Here is a 19,892-nt window from a genome sequence, read left to right as displayed (position 1 = left end):
CCCTAAAAGGCCCGCAATATCGGCCACCCTGGGGATACGGATACACGATGCAAGAGCCAGCCATCACACCCGAACTGATCGCGAACCATGGGCTCAAGCCCGAGGAATACGACATGATCCTCGAGATCATCGGGCGCGAACCCACCTTTACCGAGCTCGGCATCTTTTCGGCCATGTGGAACGAGCACTGCTCGTACAAGTCGTCCAAAAAATGGCTGCGCACCCTGCCCACCGACGGACCCCAAGTGATCTGTGGCCCGGGTGAGAATGCTGGCATCGTGGACATTGGCGATGGTCAGGCGGTTGTCTTCAAGATGGAAAGCCACAACCACCCGTCCTACATCGAACCCTATCAGGGCGCAGCGACCGGCGTTGGCGGCATCCTGCGCGACGTCTTCACCATGGGCGCTCGCCCCATTGCCTCGATGAACGCGCTGTCCTTTGGAGAGCCCGACCACCACAAGACCCGTCAGCTGGTCAACGGTGTGGTCGAAGGCGTCGGCGGCTATGGCAACTGCTTTGGCGTGCCTTGTGTCGGTGGCGAGGTTCGTTTCCATCCGGCCTACAACGGCAACTGTCTGGTGAACGCATTTGCTGCTGGTCTGGCCGACGCGGACAAAATCTTCTACTCCGCAGCCTCTGGCATCGGAATGCCTGTCGTGTATCTGGGTGCCAAGACCGGCCGGGATGGCGTTGGCGGCGCGACCATGGCATCGGCCGAGTTCGACGACACCATCGAAGAAAAGCGCCCCACCGTTCAGGTCGGCGATCCCTTCACCGAAAAACGCCTGATGGAAGCGACGTTGGAGCTGATGCAGACAGGTGCCGTGATCTCGATCCAGGATATGGGTGCTGCTGGCCTGACCTGCTCGGCCGTGGAAATGGGTGACAAGGGCGGCTTGGGCGTACGTCTGGACCTGGAAAACGTGCCACAGCGCGAAGAGAACATGACAGCCTACGAAATGATGCTGTCGGAATCTCAGGAACGCATGCTGATGGTTCTCAAGCCCGAGCTTGAGGCCGAAGCCCGCGCCGTGTTCGAGAAATGGGACCTGGATTTCGCCATCGTTGGTGAAACCATTGCCGAAGACCGCTTCTTGATCATGCACAACGGCGAAGTGAAAGCCGACCTCGTGCTGTCGAAACTGTCCTCGACCGCCCCCGAATACGACCGCCCCTGGGAACCCACGCCGCAGGCCGAGCCGCTGGCGGATGTGCCCCAGATCGACCCCATTGATGGCCTGCGCGCTCTGCTCGCCTCGCCCAACTATGCGGGCAAGCAGTGGGTGTACGAGCAGTACGACACCATGGTCATGGCCGACAGCACCCGCACCCCGGGTCTTGGCGCTGGCATGGTCCGTGTGCACGGTACCGACAAGGTGTTGGCGTTTACCAGCGACGTGACCCCGCGCTATGTGCGTGCCAACCCGGTTGAGGGCGGCAAACAGGCGGTGGCCGAAGCTTATCGCAACCTGACCGCCGTTGGGGCCAAACCGCTGGCCACCACCGACAACCTAAACTTCGGCAACCCCGAAAAGCCCGAGATCATGGGCCAGTTCGTGGGCGCGATTCAGGGCATCGGCGCCGCCGTTGGCGCATTGGACATGCCGATCGTCTCGGGCAACGTTTCGCTCTACAACGAAACCGACGGTCAGGCGATCCTGCCCACGCCCACCATCGGGGCTGTGGGCCTGCTGACCTCGACCGACGATATCATCGGCAACGAGGTCCGTGACGGTCACATCGCCTTGGTGATCGGCGCCACCGAAGGCCACCTGGGCCAATCGGCGCTGTTGGCCGAGGTCTTCAACCGCGAAGAAGGTGATGCGCCTGCCGTGGATCTGGCCGCCGAGGCCCGCAACGGCGACTTCATCCGTGAAAACCGCGAAATGATCAAAGCCTGCACCGACCTTTCCGACGGCGGCCTGGCTTTGGCCGCGTTCGAACTGGCCGAGGCCGCTGGCGTTGGTGTGCAGTTGGATGATGCCCCGACCGAGTTCCTGTTTGGCGAAGATCAGGCGCGCTATCTGGTGGCCTGCAACTTTGACCAGGCCGAGGCGCTGATGATCGCGGCCGGTCAGGTTGGCGTACCGGTGACTTCTGTTGGCCGCTTTACGGGCGACAGCGTCAAGATCGGTTCCTCCGAAGCGCCGCTGGCCGAACTGACCGAAGTGTTCCGCAGCAGCTTTGCCGCTGCAGTCGCCTGACCTAGCGCTTCCGTCCGCTCCGAATACAGCAAGCCCTGCGCTCCCTCGAGGGTGCAGGGCTTTCCTCTGAGACGGGCCACGCCCACTTGCGCGCCCTGACCCATCGCCCTACATTTCTGCCAAGAGCAACACACGAAGGACCACCCTAATGCCAATGACAGCCCACGAGATCGAAGAACTGCTGCGTGAAAGCTTTCCCGATGCAGAGATTCAGGTCGGCGGCAACGACGGTGTCCACATGGCAGCCATGGTCGTGGACGAGAGCTTTCGCGGCAAGAACCGGATCCAGCAGCAGCGCGCGGTCTATGCCGCTCTGAAGGGAAAGATGGACGGCCCTGATGGTGATCTGCACGCGCTTGCCCTGACCACCAAAGTGCCGGACTGACCGCGCCAGGACCATCAAGGACCGTGTCACATGTCTTTCTGGAGCACCCTCACCTATCCGTTTCGTCGCGGCCCCCGCAGGCCACTTGCCGCGCGGCAGCCGAAGCTTGAACAACGTGAGACACCACTAGGCATGGAAGCCACTGATCTGGACGTTGTCGAGGCCACGATCCGCCAAAACCAATCTCTGGAACGCTCTGGTACGATCTTTGGTCAACCCAAGGGCAGCTTTGCCCAGGCCGCTGACAGAACGGTTCGCACATTCAAAGACGATGAAACCTATGCTGCGGAATACCACCGCACCTTCGGGAAAAAGGACTAACCCCATGACCGAGACAACCAACCCAGCCCACGCGCAAATCGACGAAACCGTCAAAGCCAACCCCGTTGTGCTGTTCATGAAAGGCACCAAGGAAATGCCGCAGTGCGGGTTCTCCTCGCGCGTGGCTGGCGTTCTGAACTACATGGGCGTTGATTTTTCCGATGTGAACGTTCTGGCCGACGATGCCCTGCGCCAAGGTATCAAGGATTATTCCGACTGGCCGACCATCCCCCAGCTTTACGTCAAAGGCGAATTTGTCGGCGGTTGCGACATCATCACCGAAATGACCCTGTCGGGCGAACTGGACACTTTGTTTGACGCCAATGGCGTGGGCTACGACAAGGACGCCGCAAACAAGATCCGCGAAGCAAACGCCTGATTTTACGCGGCCTTTTGCCTAATCAATAAAGCCGGGGGCGTTCGCCTCCGGCTTTTTTCCGCTTTATTGAAATCGGATCAAGAAGTTGCGCCGCGCTCTTCAACGTCCGCAGCCAGTGCTTCGGCACGGGCAGCAAGTTCCGCCAGAGTGTCCGTAACCGACGGCGGGATCACCGCAACTTCGACCCGCTCGGGATCAGGTGCTGGCGCATTGCGAAGCTGAGACAACTCTGCCTCACGCTCGGCCAACTGACCTTCGACCTCTTTGATCCGATCCTCAACCGCTGCGGTCTTGTCGGCCAGCATTAGGCCGGCCATCAACAACATCCGCGCCTCGGGCATACGACCGATCTGATCGGACAGAACCTGCGATTCATCGTCCAGCATCTTGGCGGCGGAATGCAGATAGCTTTCTTCGCCTTCCTGGCACGACACCTCGAACGAGCGGCCACCGATGTGAATAGTAACCTCGGGCATTATTCATCCTCCCCTTCGGCAAGATCGGCTTGCGCCAAAAGCGGTTCAAGACGGGACAGGATCGCCTTGGCTTCAGCCGCGTCCGTGGCCCGGCTGGCGCGCAACGCTTCGAGCTCGGCCAGCATGGCCTGATTGATCAAGCTTGGCTCGCCGACGCCCGCCTCATTGGCCTCGCGCAGGGCTGCGTTTGCCTCGCGAAGCAGATCGTTTGCCTTGCGCAGGCGTTGCAGGTCCTTGTCCAGTTGCGTCGTGACGTCTGCCTGGCTCACCCGTTCAGCGCGCAACATGTTCAATTCGGATTTCAGCTCATCCAAACGTTCGGAATTGGCCAGTTCCGCTTTCAAAGCCGTAATTTCGATATTCAGACCATCGACTTCTTCTGTGTTGTCGGCCTTGGCGCGCAGCTCTTCCAACTCGGCACGCAAGCTTTCAACTTCTCCTGCGTCTGCCGCCGCCGCGTTTGCTTCGGCCTTGGCCGCTTCGGCTGCGACCAGCTTGGCCGTTGCCTCGGCCAGTTCCGCCTTCAAACCATCAATTTCGGAGGTATCCGCCACTTGCGCCTTGAGCCCATCCAGCTCGGCCTGTAACGCGTCAACGTCGGGACCATCTGCGACAGGTTCAGCCGACTGCGCCGCTTCCAACTCGGCGGCGTGTTTGGCCTTGATGGACTTCAATCGTTCTTCCAACTGAGCGTTGGCCAGTTTTTCTTCTTCCAGCGCAGATTGCAGGGCGGCATCCGCATCGGCGTTGGACCCCATCTGGTCTACCAGCGTCTCGACCCCAGCCCCGATGCGATCCATCGCGGCGGTGATACGGCTTTGCAATTCCTCGATCTGGCTCATGCCCCTCACCTTGCTTGTTTACGTTCTCTTGCCCGCCGCAAATGCCTGGTCGACCTGACACGCGAATCGGACTTGCGTGGTATCAGCCTTAGTCTAACCAAACATGATCGAAAATACCCCCCCTTTGGTTTCAGGCACTTGGGGCGCACTCCTGAAGTTGCATAGCAGAGTTTCGCCCAGTTCTGCTTGATCTTTGGAGGATGGGTGGTATTGAGCGCCAAACTTGTCCGAAATCCCAAAGGAAAGCTTCTCGTGGATCTTACTGCGCTGCGCACTGCGAACCCTGAACATTGGACCAAGGCCGCGGCTATTCGCGCCCTGACCCTTGACGCCATCCATGCTGCAAATTCCGGTCACTCAGGCATGCCCATGGGGATGGCCGACGTGGCAACCGTGCTCTATGAAAAGCACCTCAAATTTGATGCATCTGCCCCCAACTGGCCCGACCGCGACCGGTTCATCCTGTCCGCAGGCCATGGCTCGATGCTGCTTTACTCGCTGCTGTACCTCACCGGTAACCCGGACATCACGCTCGAGCAGATCAAGAACTTCCGCCAGATGGGCGCGCTGACAGCGGGCCACCCGGAAAACTTCCTGGCCTCGGGCATCGAGACCACCACAGGTCCGCTGGGTCAGGGCATTTCCAACGCCGTTGGCTTTGCCATGGCAGAGGAAGTCCAGCGCGCCCGCTACGGGAAAAAGGTCGTAGACCACTACACCTATGTCATCGCCGGCGACGGCTGCTTGATGGAGGGCGTCAGCCAAGAGGCCATCGGTCTTGCCGGCCGTCACGAGCTGAGCAAGCTGATCGTCCTGTGGGACAACAACAACATCACCATTGACGGCACCGTTGATATCGCCGATCGCACCGATCAGGTTGCGCGCTTCAAGGCGTCGGGCTGGCAGGTGATCGAGATCGATGGCCACAACCCGGCCGCGATCGACGCTGCGCTGACCAAGGCGAAATCGTCGAACAAGCCCACGATGATTGCCTGCAAAACCCATATCGCTCTGGGTCACGCGGCACAGGACACCTCCAAGGGCCACGGTGCGTTGACTGACCCCGATCAGCTCAAGGCAGCCAAAGACGCTTATGGCTGGGACCACGGCGCGTTCGAGGTGCCGGCGGACGTTCTGGACGCCTGGCGCGCGATTGGCGCGCGTGGTTCGGCCGACCGTGTGGAATGGGAAGAGCGCTTTGCACAGATCTCGGAACGCAAGCAGGGTGAATTCCGCCGTGCATATGCGTTTGAAGCCCCCAAGAAACTGTCCGGTGCCATCCGTTCGCTGAAAAAGCAGGTTTCGGAAGAGCAGCCCAAATGGGCGACACGCAAAAGCTCCGAAGAAGTGCTCAAGGTCGTGAACCCGATCGTGACCGAAACCGTTGGCGGCTCGGCTGATCTGACCGGCTCGAACAACACCAAGACCGACGACATGGGTATCTTCCTGCCCGAGAACCGCAAGGGTCGCTACATCCATTGGGGCATCCGCGAGCACGGTATGGCTGCTGCCATGAACGGTATGGCCCTGCATGGTGGCATCCGCCCCTATGGCGGCACCTTCATGTGCTTCACCGACTATGCCCGCCCCGCGATGCGTCTGGCCGCCCTGATGAAGATCCCCACGGTCTTTGTCATGACCCATGACAGCATCGGTCTGGGCGAAGACGGCCCCACCCACCAGCCGGTCGAGCATCTGGCGATCAGCCGCGCAACACCGAACACCTATGTGTTCCGTCCCGCCGACACTGTCGAAACGGCTGAAGCCTGGGAAATCGCGCTGAGCACCAAGGAAACGCCTTCGGTCCTGTCGCTGACCCGTCAAGGGCTGCCGACCGTGCGCACTCAGCACAAGACCAAGAACCTGACCGCGCAAGGCGCCTATGTTCTGGCCGAAGGCGAAGGCAAGCGTCAGGCCATCCTGATCGCCACCGGGTCCGAGGTGGCCATCGCGATGGAGGCCAAGGCCAAGCTGGAGGCCGAAGGCATCGGCACCCGCGTTGTGTCCATGCCCTGCATGGAACTGTTTGCGCAACAGGAAGAAGCCTATCGCAAGCGTGTCCTGCCAGCAGGCGCTGTACGCGTCGGCATCGAGGCAGCTGTGCGTGATGGCGGTTGGGATCGCTGGTTGCTGGGCGAGCGCGGCCGCGAAGCCAAGGCCGGTTTCATCGGAATGTCTTCGTTTGGTGCATCGGCTCCGGCCGACGAACTTTATGCAAAATTCGGCATCACCGCTGAGGCGACCGTAGCCAAAGTCAAAGACCTGCTTGGCTAATGCCTAGTGATAGAAACACCAAAGGGCGGCCCTGTGGCCGCCCTTTCTGTTTGAACATGTCGCTGTTCAGCAACTTCACCTCATACGAAAATAACGACCGACTGCATGCCGTCGATCACCAAATCACCATCGGCATTCCACATCCGCATGACCTGCGAGCTATAGCCATCGCGCGCCACAGTCAGATCGGTCTCCATCATCCACCACCCATCACGACTGGTCAGATCCTCGCTCAGAAAGTTGCAGATCCAGTTCATCGACGAATTGGGGCCCAGTTTGCGCGCCTTGGAAAACACCGCGGGCGGGAGAACATCGGCAAGGCTCATCAACCCTTCTGGTGTTTGCCGGACGGCGTCGTCCCTGTGACGCACCCAGGCGCGGATGTACCCGCGATCCGCACCGGAAAAGGGCCGATGCCCTTCGATCAGCTTGGCGTCGAAGTTTTTGAAGAAGTTGATGGGCAGTTGGATGTTGGCCGGTAGAAAATCCTCGACTTCGTCCGGCAATGGCGCAGACGGAGCAGGCAAATCTTGGCTGATGTGGCTCTCTTGCGCCTGCCCGAACGAGAATGTGCTTTGCGCGCACAGTGTGTCCTCGCAGAACGCCTCGACCTGTACGGTGACAACATTGCGCCCCTGCCGCAGGATACGCGTGGTCATGGTCGGCGCGCTGGTGACAGGTCCGGTGAAATTAACGAGCACCGAGCGCAACGGTGGCAGATCGGGCAGCGTCTGGCGGGCAGCTGCCAAAAGCAGCCCGGCGGTGAACCCGCCATAGGCCGTCCGCCCCTGTTTCCAATTCTCCGTCACCGCAAAGCGCAGGCCCTCGGGCGTCTCCTCTGCCGTCTTAAGGATCTCTCCAAAGGTCAGGTCGCTCATCACGTTATCTCCGCCAAATCACTCGCCAAAGCTTATCGGGCAAATGCGACGGGACCATCCGTAACCTCGCGTCAGATATCTTTCAGCCCCAAGTCCGCAACCGGGCTGGCACCATAGGGCAAACCGGTACGAAAGATCAAAGACTTGCCTGTTTTCCGTTTGATCTTGAATGCCGATGACCTGAAACCTTTCACCGCATCGGTGCGTTTCAATTTGCCGTTCCATCCCCCCAAAGGCGCGCAGAGTTTGTAGTCGAACTGAGAAGCCTCGAACACTGGCCCGCTCACACGTTGGCCTGCAACCTGGCCCCCCTGGGCGCTGTACTTTTGGGGGAAACAAGGCTCATTGGTTACCATCTCCGCGACTTCCATCCCTTCTGTCCAAGTCATGAGCTCAAACACCTGTTGCAGCGGCGCAGGTTCAACAGGGTGTTCTTTGGCATAAAGCCCCATCAACGTGTAGCGGTCAGACCACTGCCTGGACCGCCCCTCGACCGCGTAATTCGTACGGGCCTGCACCGAGTTGAACACAGACCACAGCCCTTTGCGTGGCGCAGGTTCCATATTGTCGGTCAGCTCGGGTGGCGCCAGGAACTTGAATATCTTGCCGCCCGTATTCTTCTGCTTGGGTCGCCCGCCCGGTCGTTCGGTGTTCAGGAACCAATTCCCGATGATCACGTAATCACGTATCGCCACCCCATCCAAAGACATCGCCGCATGGCAGTTGAAGAAGTGGTTGTTGTAAATCGCCCAATCTTCGGCGCCCATTTCGGGTTCCACCGCATTGTCCCGGATGAACGAGAATTTGTTGTTGTAGACCCGAACCTTGCGATTGCGGGTGATCCGAGGCTCATCTTTGGTGCCCTTGATCCGCTTGGCGCGAATGTCCATGCGGATGGCATTGAACGCATGCGAAATCTCGCAATTCCGGATCGTCACATCACCCTTGATGTCGAACGAGCCGAACATGGCCCCGTTGAAAAAGCTGTTGTCGATATGACCCGGCTTGGCCTTGACGTCTTTCCAGGTGACCTTGCCCTGCCACATTTCGAAATGCCGGTCCTGCACCCAGTTGACACCGTCCAGCGTGATACCCTTGGTGTCACGCCGATTTGTTTGACGCGCATAGACGAAATACCGCGACCCGCGCCCGCTGCAATTGCGGATCTCGATGTTCTGGGCCGAGCGTACAAAGATCGAACTGGGCCAACAATTGTCGAACGCCAGCCCCTCGATCCGGATGTGTTCGGCGTGAAAAATTTTGATGAACGCGAAATCCCCATCCGTGGGTTTCATCCCGCCCGAGCGCCCTTGCTCGCGCGTACGACCGCCCTCCATTCGAGCACGGCCCTGTTTCGGGCCGCGGATGGTGATCGGTTTGTCCTTGGTGCCCGACACGGCTATGACAACAGGCGCGATGTAGTCGCCCGGAAGCAACTCGATCACGTCACCTGGATTGGCCTTGTTGATCACCGTTTGCAAATCAAGGGACCAAGTATTGTCCTGGCCTTTGACTTGCTGATTGATCACGCGAGTGGTCGGGGCTGCATACAATACGGCCATCTGACTAAAATCCCTTTGGTTGCAATATCCAGGGATTTGACAGGTCAAACGGGTACAGTTGCAAGAAAATTATGCAGCTGACCCAATCACCCCCGCTTGAATACGGATGTGATGGCCCCTGCGATCGGGGCCAGAACTTTGGTTGCAACCGGGATCAGGGCAAAGCCGATCGCCAACCCCAGGATGCCATCCATCGTCGCTGTGGCGAACCACTTGACGAAACCAGCCCAGGCTTCGGGCACCATATGACCCACCGCATAGGCCCAATCGTGGATGTGATGCCCCAGCCAGCCATATCCCATCTCTTCCAGACCATGAACGATGATCGAACCGCCAACCCAAAGCATGGCAGCCGTGCCCACGATGGTCAGCAGCTTCATGAACCCTGGCATCGCGCGGACCAGACCGCGACCAAGCGCCCGGGTCAGGGCAAAGTTGCCGTTCTGGGCGGCGTAAAGCCCCACGTCGTCCGCCTTAACGATCAAGGCCACCGCGCCATAGACCGCAACGGTGATCCCGATCCCGACAAGTGCGAGCGTCGCCGCCTCCATCCAGATGTTGCTTGGCGGGATAGCGGCAAGCGCAATGGTCATGATCTCGGCGGACAGGATGAAGTCGGTCTTGATTGCACCGGCCGCCTTCTGCTCTTCCAAATGGGCGGGATCGCCCGGCGCATCCTCTTTGAACACATGGGTGTCGTCATGGGGCACCAACAGGTGATAGATTTTTTCGGCCCCTTCAAAACACAGATACCCGCCGCCCAGCATCAAGAGCGGCGCAATGGCCCAGGGCGCAAAGCTGCTCAAGAGCAATGCGGCGGGCAACAGGAACAGCAGCTTGTTCTTGAAAGAACCCTTGGCAATCTTCCAAATCACCGGCAGTTCGCGTGCGGCCGAAAACCCATGCAGGTATTTTGGCGTTACAGCCGCGTCATCAATCACGGCACCGGCCGCCTTTGACCCGGCCTTGAGCGCCTGTGCGGCCACGTCATCCACGGACGCGGCTGCAACCTTGGCGATACCCGCCACATCATCCAACAACGCCAGAAGACCGCTCATCGAGACACCTTTCACCTTGATCTGTCGCAGCTGCACCCTAAACGATCGCACGTCTGGTGCAAGCGTTAGCGCAACCGCGTGAAGTTTGCGCTAACACACTCAAAATGCGGCGCTTTTGCACTTTCTGCACACGATCAGGGCGTCTATACGGCGAGGCAATTGCACATGTTCGGAGTCGCAAAATGACCATCAAGGTTGGCATCAACGGTTTTGGCCGCATCGGCCGCTGCACCCTGTCCCACATCGCCGCATCTGGCCGCGACGATATCGAAGTGATCAAGGTCAACGCGACCGGCCCCCTGGAAACCGCTGCCCACCTGATCAAATACGACAGCGTCCACGGCCGCTTTCCCGGCGAGGTCACCATCGGCGACGGCACCATGAACCTGGGCCGTGGCGACATGCAGATGTTCTCAACCTACGACATGAACGAGCTCGACTGGGACGGCTGTGACGTGGTTCTGGAATGCACCGGTAAATTCAACGATGGCACCAAGGCCAACGCACACCTCGATCGCGGCGCAAAAAAGGTTCTGCTGTCCGCGCCGGGCAAGAACGTCAACAAGACCATCGTATTTGGTGTCAACGACGGCGAGCTGACCGCAGACGACAAGATGGTGTCGAACGGGTCCTGCACCACCAACTGCCTGGCACCGCTGGCCAAAGTGCTGGACGAGGCCGTTGGCATCGAGCACGGCATCATGACCACCATCCATGCCTACACCGGTGACCAGCCGACGTTGGACCGTCGCCACAAGGACCTGTATCGCGCCCGCGCAGCTGCGATGTCGATGATCCCGACCTCGACCGGGGCAGCCAAGGCGCTTGGCGAAGTGCTCCCCAACCTCAAGGGCCGTCTTGATGGGTCTGCGATCCGAGTGCCAACGCCCAACGTTTCAGCCGTTGACCTGACCTTCCGCGCGGCGCGTGATGTGACCGCAGAAGAGGTGAACGAGGCCGCCCGCGCCGCCGCCGAAGGCGCCCTGAAAGGCGTTCTGGGGTATGAACCCGCGCCGCTGGTGTCGACCGACTTCAACCACTCGCCCGAAAGCTCGATCTTTGCGCCGGATCAGACCCGCATCGTCGGTGACCGCCTGGTGCGCGTTCTGGCCTGGTACGACAACGAATGGGGTTTCTCGGTTCGTATGGCCGATGTAGCCGTTGCCATGGGCAAACTTGGGTAAACAGCCCAACCTCTTGAATCAAAACGCCCGCTCAGGTTATCTGGGCGGGCGTTTCTTATCTCTTGAGGATGACATGACCAATCAAATTGCCGTATGGCTTGCGGTGTTCATCCTCGGAGCATTGATGCTCGACATCACCTTTTTCGGCACCGAGCACGTGTACTTCCTGGGCAAGAAATTCTACGAGTTCCTCGAATGGCTGGCCTTTTGGCGCTAGGACGACTGGCTGCCGAGAAACTTTGACCCGTTGAGCAGATAGGTCGTCATCATCCCTCGCCCCTTGACCTCTACTTCGCCCCGTTCCGTGATGTCATACCGATAAGACAACCGGTCACGGGTCGCCTTGGTCAACTGAATGGAGCCGTCCTCACCGGTGGATTCCATCCGACTGGCAAGGTTCACCGCATCGCCCCACAAGTCATGGATGAACTTGTTCTTGCCTATGATCCCGGCCACCACGACACCGCTGTTGATCCCCACCCTGAGCCGTAACGCCACCCCCCGTTCCTGGGAAAAAGCCTGCGTCGTTTCAATCATTCTGAGCGCCATATCCGCCAGCTTGTCGGCGTGGTTTTCATCCGGTTCCGGTAGCCCCGAAACCACCATATAGGCATCCCCGATGGTCTTGATCTTTTCCAACCCCGACTGCATCGCCAAATCATCAAACTGGCTGAACAACCCGTTGAGAATGTCCAACAGTTCCGCTGCGGGCATGGTAGCTGACATTTCGGTAAACCCGACGATATCGGCGAACAGGATCGACACCTCGTCATAGCTTTGAGCGATGGATTTCAGGTTGGTTTTCAGGCGCTTGGCGATGGGCTCTGGTAAGATGTTGAGCAACAGCCCCTCGCCGCGCTCATGCTCTTCTTCCAGTTGCCGGTTGCTCAGCTCCAACTGTTCCAGCATCCAGTCCACAGACTGACCCACGCGCGAAAACTCGTCCTTTCCGGATGCGGCGACGCGCCTTCCAAGGTCTTGTGTCTCGCCGATACGGACCACATCCTGCCCCAGTTTTGCCAACCGCCGCAACACGATCTTGTCCAACAAAACCAGAACGGCCAGGATCAACAGGGTTCCCGCCGCTGCCAAGGCCATGAGCAGAATGTTCAGGCTTTGCTTGCCCGCCGCATAGATCGTTCTGGGAATCGGTGCCAAGGCCAACAGGATCGGGTCCCCATCGGGATCCGAAAACAGCACATGCCCATGAGCATGTCCTCATCCAAATATTCGAGGTGCTTCAGGGGGCTTTCCGTCTCAAACACTTGATCATGAGAGGCGCCAAAATGATGCGCGTCATCCGCTTAAGGTCCCGCTCTGCACTTGCGCGTTCCAGCTCGCGGTAACTGGCCATCTGGATGTGGGCAACAACCTGATACAAAACGATTGTCGAAACGGTCAGGACAATCCCGATCAGGATCAGAGTTCTGGCACGAATGCTCATCAGGTATCGCACCGGCTTGGCATATCAGAATGCAAGGAAACGCCCCCAACAAAAACTGCGCCCAAGCTAACATGCCGGACGCAGTTCTCAAAATCTGGCGCTCTTTTCAGCTCAGGCGTTCGGTCAGCGCTTCATGCACCTTGGGTGTCACGAATTTCGAGACGTCGCCGCCGAGCCGGGCGATTTCCTTAACCAGCTTGGAGGCGATCGCCTGGTGCCTGGCTTCAGCCATCAGAAATACGGTTTCAACCGAGTCGTCGAGCGACCGGTTCATGCCAACCATCTGAAACTCGTATTCAAAATCCGCCACAGCGCGCAAACCCCTGACGATGATTTGCGCGCCAACATCATGGGCGCAATCGATCAGCAAGTTTTCAAATGGGTGCGCTACGATGTCGGTACCGGTCTGTTCCGACAGCTTCGCACATTCCGATTCGATCATGGCCACCCGCTCTTCGAGCGAAAACAAAGGTCCCTTGTCACGATTGATGGCCACACCAATGACCAGTTTGTCGACGAGCGCAGCAGCGCGGCGAATGATATCTACATGGCCAAGGGTAATCGGGTCAAATGTTCCCGGATACAAACCGACGCGCATGATTGTCTCCACTTTGAGGCATTATGCTGCGCACGCAAACACATGTGCGCACTGGGTTCAAGAGCAGGTTTTTAGTGACCCATAATCATGCCGGCAAGGGCGTCTTTTTCCATCGCAACCTCGGCCAACTGAGCTTTGACGGCGTCGCCCAATGTCACGATGCCAACCAGCTTACCGTCTTCAACGACGGGCATATGGCGAAAACGTCCCTCGGTCATCTTTGAAAGAACGTCCTGCACGTTCGAATCGCTGGTACAGGTCACCAGTTCCGAGGTCATGTACGTGCTCACCGCCTGGTTCAGACAGCCGCTGCCGCTCTTGGCCAGCTCTCGCACGATGTCCCGCTCTGACAGGATACCAGCAGGTGTTTCCCCGTCATCGGACACAACCACCGTCCCAATGCGCTTTTCCGACAAAATCTTGGCTGCGTCAGCAACAGAGGCTGAAGGTTTGACTGTGACCACACCGGAACCCGATTTGGAGTTCAAAATTGCCCGAACTAGCATGCCTCTGGACCTCCGCAATAATCTTTCATATTCCAAAGCGTTGCCGCAATAAGTGACGGTGTCAAGTCGCCGCTTCCAAGGTGGCCACTTCGTCGCGGAGGTTCGAAACCAACAGCTCTGCAAATCGGTTCATGCGCTCACTGCGTTGGTCAGATTGATGGCGTACAAGATAGAAACTTCTAGTCAGCTCAAATTCCTCTGGCAGAACCTTGCGCAAGGGCCGATGTGACGGCATGGCAAAGGTGTGTGCTATACCAAAGCCACCGAGTTGAACCACCATCTTGAGTTGGACGGACACCGAGTTTGACGCCAATTGGACACGCTCCACGCCCAACTCGTTCAAGTAGTCTAATTCGGCGTCAAAAATCATGTCCGGGATATAACCGACAAAACGCCGCCCTTTGAGATCATCGAGTGTTTCAATCGGATCCTCAGTGGCCAAAAGCCGTCGCGATGCAACCAGGTTCAATTTGTAATCCGTGATCTTTTGCACCAGCAAACGCCCCGCCGATGGCGGGCTGACGGTGATGGCCATGTCCGCCTCGCGCCGAGACAGGTTCACCACACGGGGCAGCGACACGATCTGAATATCCAGATCAGGGTTTTGTTCAGAGATTCTTGCGCAGACGTGCGGCAACAGATAGTTGGCACAGCCGTCCGGCGCTCCGATGCGGATTTGACCCTCCAGCGTGTCCTTTGGTCCGGCCAAGGCTTCGGCTGCTGCACGCATGGCTTCTTCTGCCTGCTCACCATGGGACAGCAGACGCTCGCCCGCAGTCGTCAGGGAATATCCTTGGGGGGACTTCAAGAACAACGGCGCATCAAAAGAGGTTTCCAGCCGCGCAATGCGCCGCCCCACTGTCGCAGGATCCAGCTTTAGAATGCGCCCTGCCCCTGACAAGCTTTCCTCTCTCGCCACTGCAAGAAAGATTTTCATATCGTCCCAATGTGGTTCCATTCTGCCCCTCTTGCGGTTTTGCAAAACCTTTTTGAAATCTTGCCCCTGTTCGATTGAAATTTGCAAGCCTATCCTGTGCCCAAATTTCCCGGAGGAGACATCCAATGCAGGAACTGACGCATTACATCAACGGCGAACACGTCAAAGGCACCTCGGGTCGCTTTGCTGACGTGTACAACCCGGCAACCGGCGAAGTGCAGGCAAAATGCCCGCTGGCCAGCACCGCCGAGATGGAACAAGCGGTCGAAATAGCCGCCGCCGCGCAACCCGCATGGGCCGCGACCAACCCGCAGCGCCGCGCGCGTGTGATGATGAAATTCGTCGCCCTTCTGAACCGCGACATGGACAAGCTGGCCGAGGCGCTGAGCCGCGAGCACGGCAAGACCCTGCCCGACGCCGCAGGTGATGTGCAGCGTGGCCTTGAGGTCGTCGAATACTGCATCGGCGCCCCCCAGATGCTGAAAGGTGAGTTCACCGACAGCGCCGGCCCCGGCATCGACATGTATTCGATGCGTCAAGCCCTGGGTGTCACTGCAGGCATCACGCCCTTCAACTTTCCGGCAATGATCCCGATGTGGATGTTTGCGCCCGCCATCGCCTGCGGCAACGCTTTCATCCTGAAACCGTCCGAGCGTGACCCGTCCGTTCCGCTGATGCTGGCCGAACTGATGGAAGAAGCCGGTCTGCCCAAAGGCATCCTTCAGGTCGTCAACGGCGACAAGGAAGCGGTCGACGCGATCCTCTACAATGACACCATCCAGTCGGTTGGCTTTGTCGGCTCGACCCCGATTGCCGAATACATCTATGGCACCGGCTGTGCCCAAGGTAAGCGCGTACAGTGCTTTGGCGGCGCCAAGAACCACATGATCATCATGCCCGATGCAGACATGGATCAGGCTGCAGATGCTCTGGTGGGTGCCGGTTACGGCGCGGCAGGCGAACGCTGCATGGCGATCTCGGTCGCGGTTCCGGTGGGCGATGAGACCGCCGATCGCCTGATCGAAAAGCTGGTTCCGCGTGTCGAGGCGCTCAAGGTAGGCCCCTATACCGCTGGCAACGACGTGGACTATGGCCCCGTTGTCACCGGCGCGGCCAAGCAGAACATCCTGAACCTGGTGCAGTCTGGCATCGATCAGGGCGCCAAGCTGGTGGTCGATGGCCGTGACTTCAGCCTGCAAGGCTATGAAGACGGCTTCTTTGTCGGCGCACACCTGTTCGACAACGTGACCCCGGATATGGACATCTACAAGAAAGAGATCTTCGGCCCCGTCCTGTCGACCGTTCGTGCGCAGACTTATGAAGAGGCCATCGGCCTGGCCATGGATCACGAATACGGCAACGGCACCGCGATCTACACCCGCGACGGCGACACCGCGCGTGACTTTGCCAACCGCATCAACATCGGCATGGTCGGCGTGAACGTTCCGATCCCGGTTCCGCTGGCCTATCACACCTTCGGCGGCTGGAAGAAATCGGCATTCGGCGACCTGAACCAGCACGGCCCGGATGCATTCAAGTTCTACACCCGCACCAAGACGATCACAGCACGCTGGCCGTCGGGCATCAAAGAAGGCGGCGAATTCTCGATCCCCGTCATGGAATAATCAGACCTGATCTGAACCAGGAGAAACGCCCCGACCAATCGGCCGGGGCGTTTTTCGTTCACGTCACAGGACCGATACCCATGGCATTGCGCAGGATTGTCGCCGTGGGCCGATAGAAATGCCGGTCGGTCCAATAACCGTTGTGCGAAGCGGGGTTCCAAAACTCCAAAGCACCGCCGCTGTCGATCCAACGGTCATCCAAGTGCCCCGAGGCCGCCAAGGCCTGATACCCCGGCGAGGTTCCCGCCAGCGGCATCCCAAGCGCATCGTCCTTGTCGTTCATGTTCACCCACCAGGGATGCAATCGTTTTGACTGGGGGATGTTGGTGCCGGGGTACTTGATCGGGTGAATGTCCTGGGGCTTGTAGGCAAAGGAAAACACCGGGATGTTGCAGCCAAAGGTCACAAACCCGGCCACAGTCTTGAGCTGTTGAAAATCCGACCCTGCCGCAACCTCGGGGTCGCCTTTCATCATGTCGTAAATGTAGTTCGACATGATGTGGCCCCCGAGCGAGTGCGCTAAGATAACCAGCGGAGTGTTTGCATCCGTGATCTCTTCGAGCCGCGCGATGGTCTGATGCACCCGCGCATGGATGCGGTGATAGATCTGATCACGCACGTCGCCCTTGTTGCGCCGATATGACGCCGCATCGGCCAGGTTGTGCATCACGAACCGCCGGGTTTTCATCCAGCGTGCACCTTTTGCAGCAAGGTTATCCTTGATGAAATCCTCTTGCCGGGATTGCAGGATGTCTGCCCAGAAAACCTCGCGCCATCCGACACGCTGAAAAAACTGGTTGCCCATGTGCTCTTTCAGACGCTTGTAAAGACCTGCAGAAAAACTAAGCTCGTCAACACCTTGGGTTTTCTTCCCCTGGCTGCCCATTCCATGTATCACTGCGACTGCAATTTTGTTTGATGCCATAATCAACTCCCTGAAAATACCATCAGTGTACCACATCCGACGCCAATGAGCATCGGCACTTTTCCGCCACGTTGGTTCCCTGCCGTCTCAACCCGCGAAAATGTGAAGCATGTCGGTATGGAAATGAGGGTCAATCGACCCTAATTTGACCCAGATTCAAGGTATTCGAGGTCCCCATGTCCGGCAGCAAGATCACCCGCCGTAGCGCCCTGCTGGGCGTTGCAGCCACCCTGTCCACGCCCGCGCTGTTGCGTGCGCAAGATGCATTTCCGCAAGATGAACCGCCGATCGAGACGCAAGTCCCCGTGCGTCGTAATATCTCATCCTTTGCGCAGCAACGGTGGGAAGATCATTTCAAAAAGCTGGGTGTTGGCTGTCTGTTGGCAGACATCACCAGCCGCGCGGTGCACTATTGGGGCGAGGATGGAACCTATCGTCTGTATCCCTCATCCGTCCCGATGTCCGAAGACCTGACCAAACGCGGCTATACCGAGGTGGTGCGCAAGCGCGAAAACCCCAGCTGGACGCCAACTGCATCCATGCGCGAACGCGATCCTTCCTTGCCAGTAAGGATCGAGGGCGGCGAACAGGGCAACCCATTGGGTACGCGCGCAATGTATCTGACCTGGCCTGCTTATCTGGTGCATGGCACCCACGACACACGCAAGATTGGCCGTCAAAGCTCGTCCGGCTGTATCGGTCTCTACAATGAACACGTGGAAGAGCTTTTTGCTCTGGTCAAGATCGGCACCCAGGTCCGTTTGACGTAAAGCGATTAGTCCAACGCAAACGTCAAACCATACGTCAGCGTGGCATCCACCGAGCTGCCACCTGACGGGATCGCCTGAACAAATACGTTGCGATAACGGGCTTGCAGGCCCGCAATTGGCACCACGTCGCCGATGGAATACGTGAACTGATCGCCTTCTCCGGGATAGGTCGCGAGCGCTGCAAACAGGTCCAACCCCCAATTCTGATTGCGTACCAGTGGAAACGCCGTCGTCGCCACCACCGATGCATCACCATAACTGTTGCGAAAGACGCCAACGCCGACATCAAGGCGGTTCTGCCAAAGCACCTCTTTCCAGGTCAGGATGACGCCAGGATTGAACTCTTCGAAATTGCGGGTTGCGCCGACGTGGTGCGACCCCAGCAGGATCGAGACCTGATCAGGGCCTGCGTCCGCTGCCGTTGCACCGCCAGCCAATAGGGTCACGGCCAGAATGGCCTGTTTCACTTGCATAGCTCGACTGCCTCTATCTGTGCCCGGTCTTGTGCCGGGCTGAACGTGCTTGACCCCATGTTAACCATGGAATTCGACCAGACTATGGCAGAGAACACACTTTAAGTCTTGCGGATCCAGAAACTCTGAGCGCGGCCACCGGCCAGAAACGGCAAGGCCTGCACGGCGTCCGGGCGATCCTGCTGCAGGTAATAACCAGGCCACAGCAACTGATAGCCACTGGTCTGGATCAGCGTGTGGAGAACGTACTGCTCCGCCCAGGACGGACAATCATAAAAGAACCGCTTGGGGTATTCGTAGGGCAAAAACACGTCATGCACATGGATCACCACACCCGGTGCAAGCCTTGGGATGATCCGGCAGAACAGATGCGCCACATCGTTGCTCATGCGCACCTGATGGCTGCTGTCGATGAACAGGATGTCCCCCGGCCCCAGCGTGTCAAAGAGCGCCGGATCCACCTCTTCCAGTCGTTTCTGTTCAAAGGCGTTGACCACATGGGCGATGTCGGCGCGCGGATAGGGATCGATCGCGGTGATCTTGGTGTCCAGCCCACCATCGATAACCGCCTGCCGCGTGATCCGGGTGGAGTTGCCGCATCCGACCTCGATCACATGCTTCGGCTGATAGCGTCGTACCATCAAGTACAGCGCCTCGGCGTCTGGCGTATCGTAATAGCCGTTGTTCGATGTGTAACCGGTCTTGTTCTGCTCAGGATCGTGAAGCGCGGCGAGCGCGTCCTCATAGGTCTCGTACTCGCGCACCAGGCCCGAGATATCGAACCCTTCCATCCCCGGGCTCAGCGCATATGCCGGTTTTTCCAATCCGCCGCGCCGTTCAAAGGCCACCAAACGCTCGGTCTCGGCGATCTCATCTGCACGGTCGATCAGCTTGACATCAAGAGGGTCCAGCAAGGTGTTGATCTTGGGGAATTTTCTTTTCTTCACGATCTGATCCCTTTTGGCATAGGCTGCCTGTGCTTACCGTGCTTTTGCGCGCGGTCCAACCCCGACAAAACAGAACCCGCCGCGGTGTTCCGAAGCGGGTT

General features: G+C 58.6%; 22 protein-coding genes. 9 read left to right on the top strand and 13 right to left on the bottom strand.

What is annotated here, in order from left to right; translation table 11 throughout:
• Positions 1-47: 47 nt before the first annotated feature.
• The 4 genes from purL to grxD all read left to right on the top strand — a co-directional run bounded on the left by purL (position 48) and on the right by grxD (position 3,292).
• Complete coding sequence (purL, locus tag TRM7615_RS10910; RefSeq protein ID WP_108787398.1) at positions 48-2,207, top strand: phosphoribosylformylglycinamidine synthase subunit PurL; 2,160 nt, start codon at positions 48-50, stop codon at positions 2,205-2,207.
• A 148-nt stretch (positions 2,208-2,355) separates the two neighbouring features.
• Positions 2,356-2,592, top strand: coding sequence for a BolA/IbaG family iron-sulfur metabolism protein (locus TRM7615_RS10905; protein WP_108787396.1), 237 nt, complete (start codon positions 2,356-2,358; stop codon positions 2,590-2,592).
• 30 nt (positions 2,593-2,622) lie between these two features.
• Entirely contained in the window at positions 2,623-2,913 is a 291-nt protein-coding gene (locus tag TRM7615_RS10900) for a hypothetical protein (RefSeq protein WP_108787394.1), read from the top strand.
• A 4-nt stretch (positions 2,914-2,917) separates the two neighbouring features.
• Positions 2,918-3,292, top strand: coding sequence for a Grx4 family monothiol glutaredoxin (grxD, locus tag TRM7615_RS10895; protein ID WP_108787392.1), 375 nt, complete (start codon positions 2,918-2,920; stop codon positions 3,290-3,292).
• 77 nt (positions 3,293-3,369) lie between these two features.
• On the opposite strand, the gene TRM7615_RS10890 is transcribed toward grxD, so the two are convergent.
• Positions 3,370-3,768 carry a cell division protein ZapA gene (locus TRM7615_RS10890; protein ID WP_108787390.1) on the bottom strand — a complete coding sequence of 133 codons (399 nt, stop codon included), beginning with the start codon at positions 3,766-3,768 and terminating at the stop codon, positions 3,370-3,372.
• Positions 3,768-4,610 (bottom strand): coiled-coil domain-containing protein, encoded by an 843-nt coding sequence (locus TRM7615_RS10885; RefSeq protein ID WP_108787388.1) that lies wholly within the window; start codon positions 4,608-4,610, stop codon positions 3,768-3,770. Before TRM7615_RS10885 ends, TRM7615_RS10890 begins: the two co-directional genes overlap by 1 nt.
• A gap of 252 nt (positions 4,611-4,862) precedes the next feature.
• Here TRM7615_RS10885 and tkt point away from each other — a divergent pair, with 252 nt between their 5' ends.
• Positions 4,863-6,884 carry a transketolase gene (gene tkt, locus TRM7615_RS10880; protein WP_108787386.1) on the top strand — a complete coding sequence of 674 codons (2,022 nt, stop codon included), beginning with the start codon at positions 4,863-4,865 and terminating at the stop codon, positions 6,882-6,884.
• Positions 6,885-6,964: 80 nt separating this feature from the next.
• Here tkt and TRM7615_RS10875 read toward each other — a convergent pair whose 3' ends face one another.
• From TRM7615_RS10875 to TRM7615_RS10865, 3 genes are all read right to left on the bottom strand, one after another.
• The gene (locus TRM7615_RS10875) at positions 6,965-7,762 is read right to left on the bottom strand and encodes a thioesterase family protein (protein ID WP_108787384.1); all 798 of its coding nucleotides are present in this window, start codon (positions 7,760-7,762) and stop codon (positions 6,965-6,967) included.
• A gap of 71 nt (positions 7,763-7,833) precedes the next feature.
• Positions 7,834-9,324, bottom strand: a complete 1,491-nt coding sequence (locus TRM7615_RS10870) for a right-handed parallel beta-helix repeat-containing protein (RefSeq protein ID WP_108787382.1) — start codon at positions 9,322-9,324, stop codon at positions 7,834-7,836.
• Positions 9,325-9,410: 86 nt separating this feature from the next.
• Positions 9,411-10,382: a DUF808 domain-containing protein gene (locus tag TRM7615_RS10865; protein ID WP_108787380.1), complete on the bottom strand. Its 972-nt coding sequence runs from the start codon at positions 10,380-10,382 to the stop codon at positions 9,411-9,413.
• 182 nt (positions 10,383-10,564) lie between these two features.
• Here TRM7615_RS10865 and gap point away from each other — a divergent pair, with 182 nt between their 5' ends.
• On the top strand, positions 10,565-11,566 hold the full coding sequence (gene gap / locus TRM7615_RS10860; RefSeq protein WP_108787378.1) for a type I glyceraldehyde-3-phosphate dehydrogenase: 1,002 nt from the start codon (positions 10,565-10,567) through the stop codon (positions 11,564-11,566).
• Positions 11,567-11,639: 73 nt separating this feature from the next.
• Positions 11,640-11,783 (top strand): hypothetical protein, encoded by a 144-nt coding sequence (locus TRM7615_RS25545; protein WP_165821415.1) that lies wholly within the window; start codon positions 11,640-11,642, stop codon positions 11,781-11,783.
• Here the strand turns inward: TRM7615_RS25545 and TRM7615_RS10855 are convergent.
• The 5 genes from TRM7615_RS10855 to TRM7615_RS10835 all read right to left on the bottom strand — a co-directional run bounded on the left by TRM7615_RS10855 (position 11,780) and on the right by TRM7615_RS10835 (position 15,072).
• Positions 11,780-12,766 (bottom strand): adenylate/guanylate cyclase domain-containing protein, encoded by a 987-nt coding sequence (locus TRM7615_RS10855; protein ID WP_108787376.1) that lies wholly within the window; start codon positions 12,764-12,766, stop codon positions 11,780-11,782. The two genes, TRM7615_RS25545 and TRM7615_RS10855, sit on opposite strands and share 4 nt — an antisense overlap.
• Positions 12,767-12,806: 40 nt before the next feature.
• A complete protein-coding gene (locus tag TRM7615_RS10850; RefSeq protein WP_108787374.1) occupies positions 12,807-13,010 on the bottom strand; it encodes a hypothetical protein in 204 nt (67 codons plus the stop codon).
• 106 nt (positions 13,011-13,116) lie between these two features.
• Positions 13,117-13,608 carry a pantetheine-phosphate adenylyltransferase gene (coaD, locus tag TRM7615_RS10845; protein WP_108787372.1) on the bottom strand — a complete coding sequence of 164 codons (492 nt, stop codon included), beginning with the start codon at positions 13,606-13,608 and terminating at the stop codon, positions 13,117-13,119.
• Positions 13,609-13,679: 71 nt separating this feature from the next.
• Positions 13,680-14,114 (bottom strand): CBS domain-containing protein, encoded by a 435-nt coding sequence (locus TRM7615_RS10840; protein ID WP_108787370.1) that lies wholly within the window; start codon positions 14,112-14,114, stop codon positions 13,680-13,682.
• 61 nt (positions 14,115-14,175) lie between these two features.
• Positions 14,176-15,072, bottom strand: coding sequence for a LysR family transcriptional regulator (locus TRM7615_RS10835; RefSeq protein ID WP_108787368.1), 897 nt, complete (start codon positions 15,070-15,072; stop codon positions 14,176-14,178).
• Positions 15,073-15,176: 104 nt separating this feature from the next.
• Between TRM7615_RS10835 and TRM7615_RS10830 the strand changes: the two genes are divergently transcribed.
• Complete coding sequence (locus TRM7615_RS10830; RefSeq protein WP_108787366.1) at positions 15,177-16,676, top strand: CoA-acylating methylmalonate-semialdehyde dehydrogenase; 1,500 nt, start codon at positions 15,177-15,179, stop codon at positions 16,674-16,676.
• A gap of 58 nt (positions 16,677-16,734) precedes the next feature.
• Here TRM7615_RS10830 and TRM7615_RS10825 read toward each other — a convergent pair whose 3' ends face one another.
• The gene (locus TRM7615_RS10825) at positions 16,735-17,601 is read right to left on the bottom strand and encodes a cytochrome P450 family protein (RefSeq protein ID WP_108787953.1); all 867 of its coding nucleotides are present in this window, start codon (positions 17,599-17,601) and stop codon (positions 16,735-16,737) included.
• Between the two features lie 176 nt (positions 17,602-17,777).
• Between TRM7615_RS10825 and TRM7615_RS10820 the strand changes: the two genes are divergently transcribed.
• On the top strand, positions 17,778-18,371 hold the full coding sequence (locus TRM7615_RS10820; RefSeq protein WP_108787364.1) for a L,D-transpeptidase: 594 nt from the start codon (positions 17,778-17,780) through the stop codon (positions 18,369-18,371).
• 5 nt (positions 18,372-18,376) lie between these two features.
• On the opposite strand, the gene TRM7615_RS10815 is transcribed toward TRM7615_RS10820, so the two are convergent.
• Both TRM7615_RS10815 and TRM7615_RS10810 read right to left on the bottom strand, forming a co-directional pair.
• Positions 18,377-18,844, bottom strand: coding sequence for a hypothetical protein (locus tag TRM7615_RS10815; protein ID WP_108787362.1), 468 nt, complete (start codon positions 18,842-18,844; stop codon positions 18,377-18,379).
• A 101-nt stretch (positions 18,845-18,945) separates the two neighbouring features.
• The gene (locus TRM7615_RS10810) at positions 18,946-19,791 is read right to left on the bottom strand and encodes a class I SAM-dependent methyltransferase (protein ID WP_108787360.1); all 846 of its coding nucleotides are present in this window, start codon (positions 19,789-19,791) and stop codon (positions 18,946-18,948) included.
• Between the last annotated feature and the right edge of the window lie 101 nt (positions 19,792-19,892).

Source organism: Falsiruegeria mediterranea M17, assembly GCF_900302455.1.
Taxonomy (GTDB): Bacteria; Pseudomonadota; Alphaproteobacteria; order Rhodobacterales; family Rhodobacteraceae; genus Falsiruegeria; species Falsiruegeria mediterranea.
The sequence above is the reverse complement of the archived record's forward strand: the minus strand, read 5'-3'. Positions and strand labels throughout refer to the sequence as shown.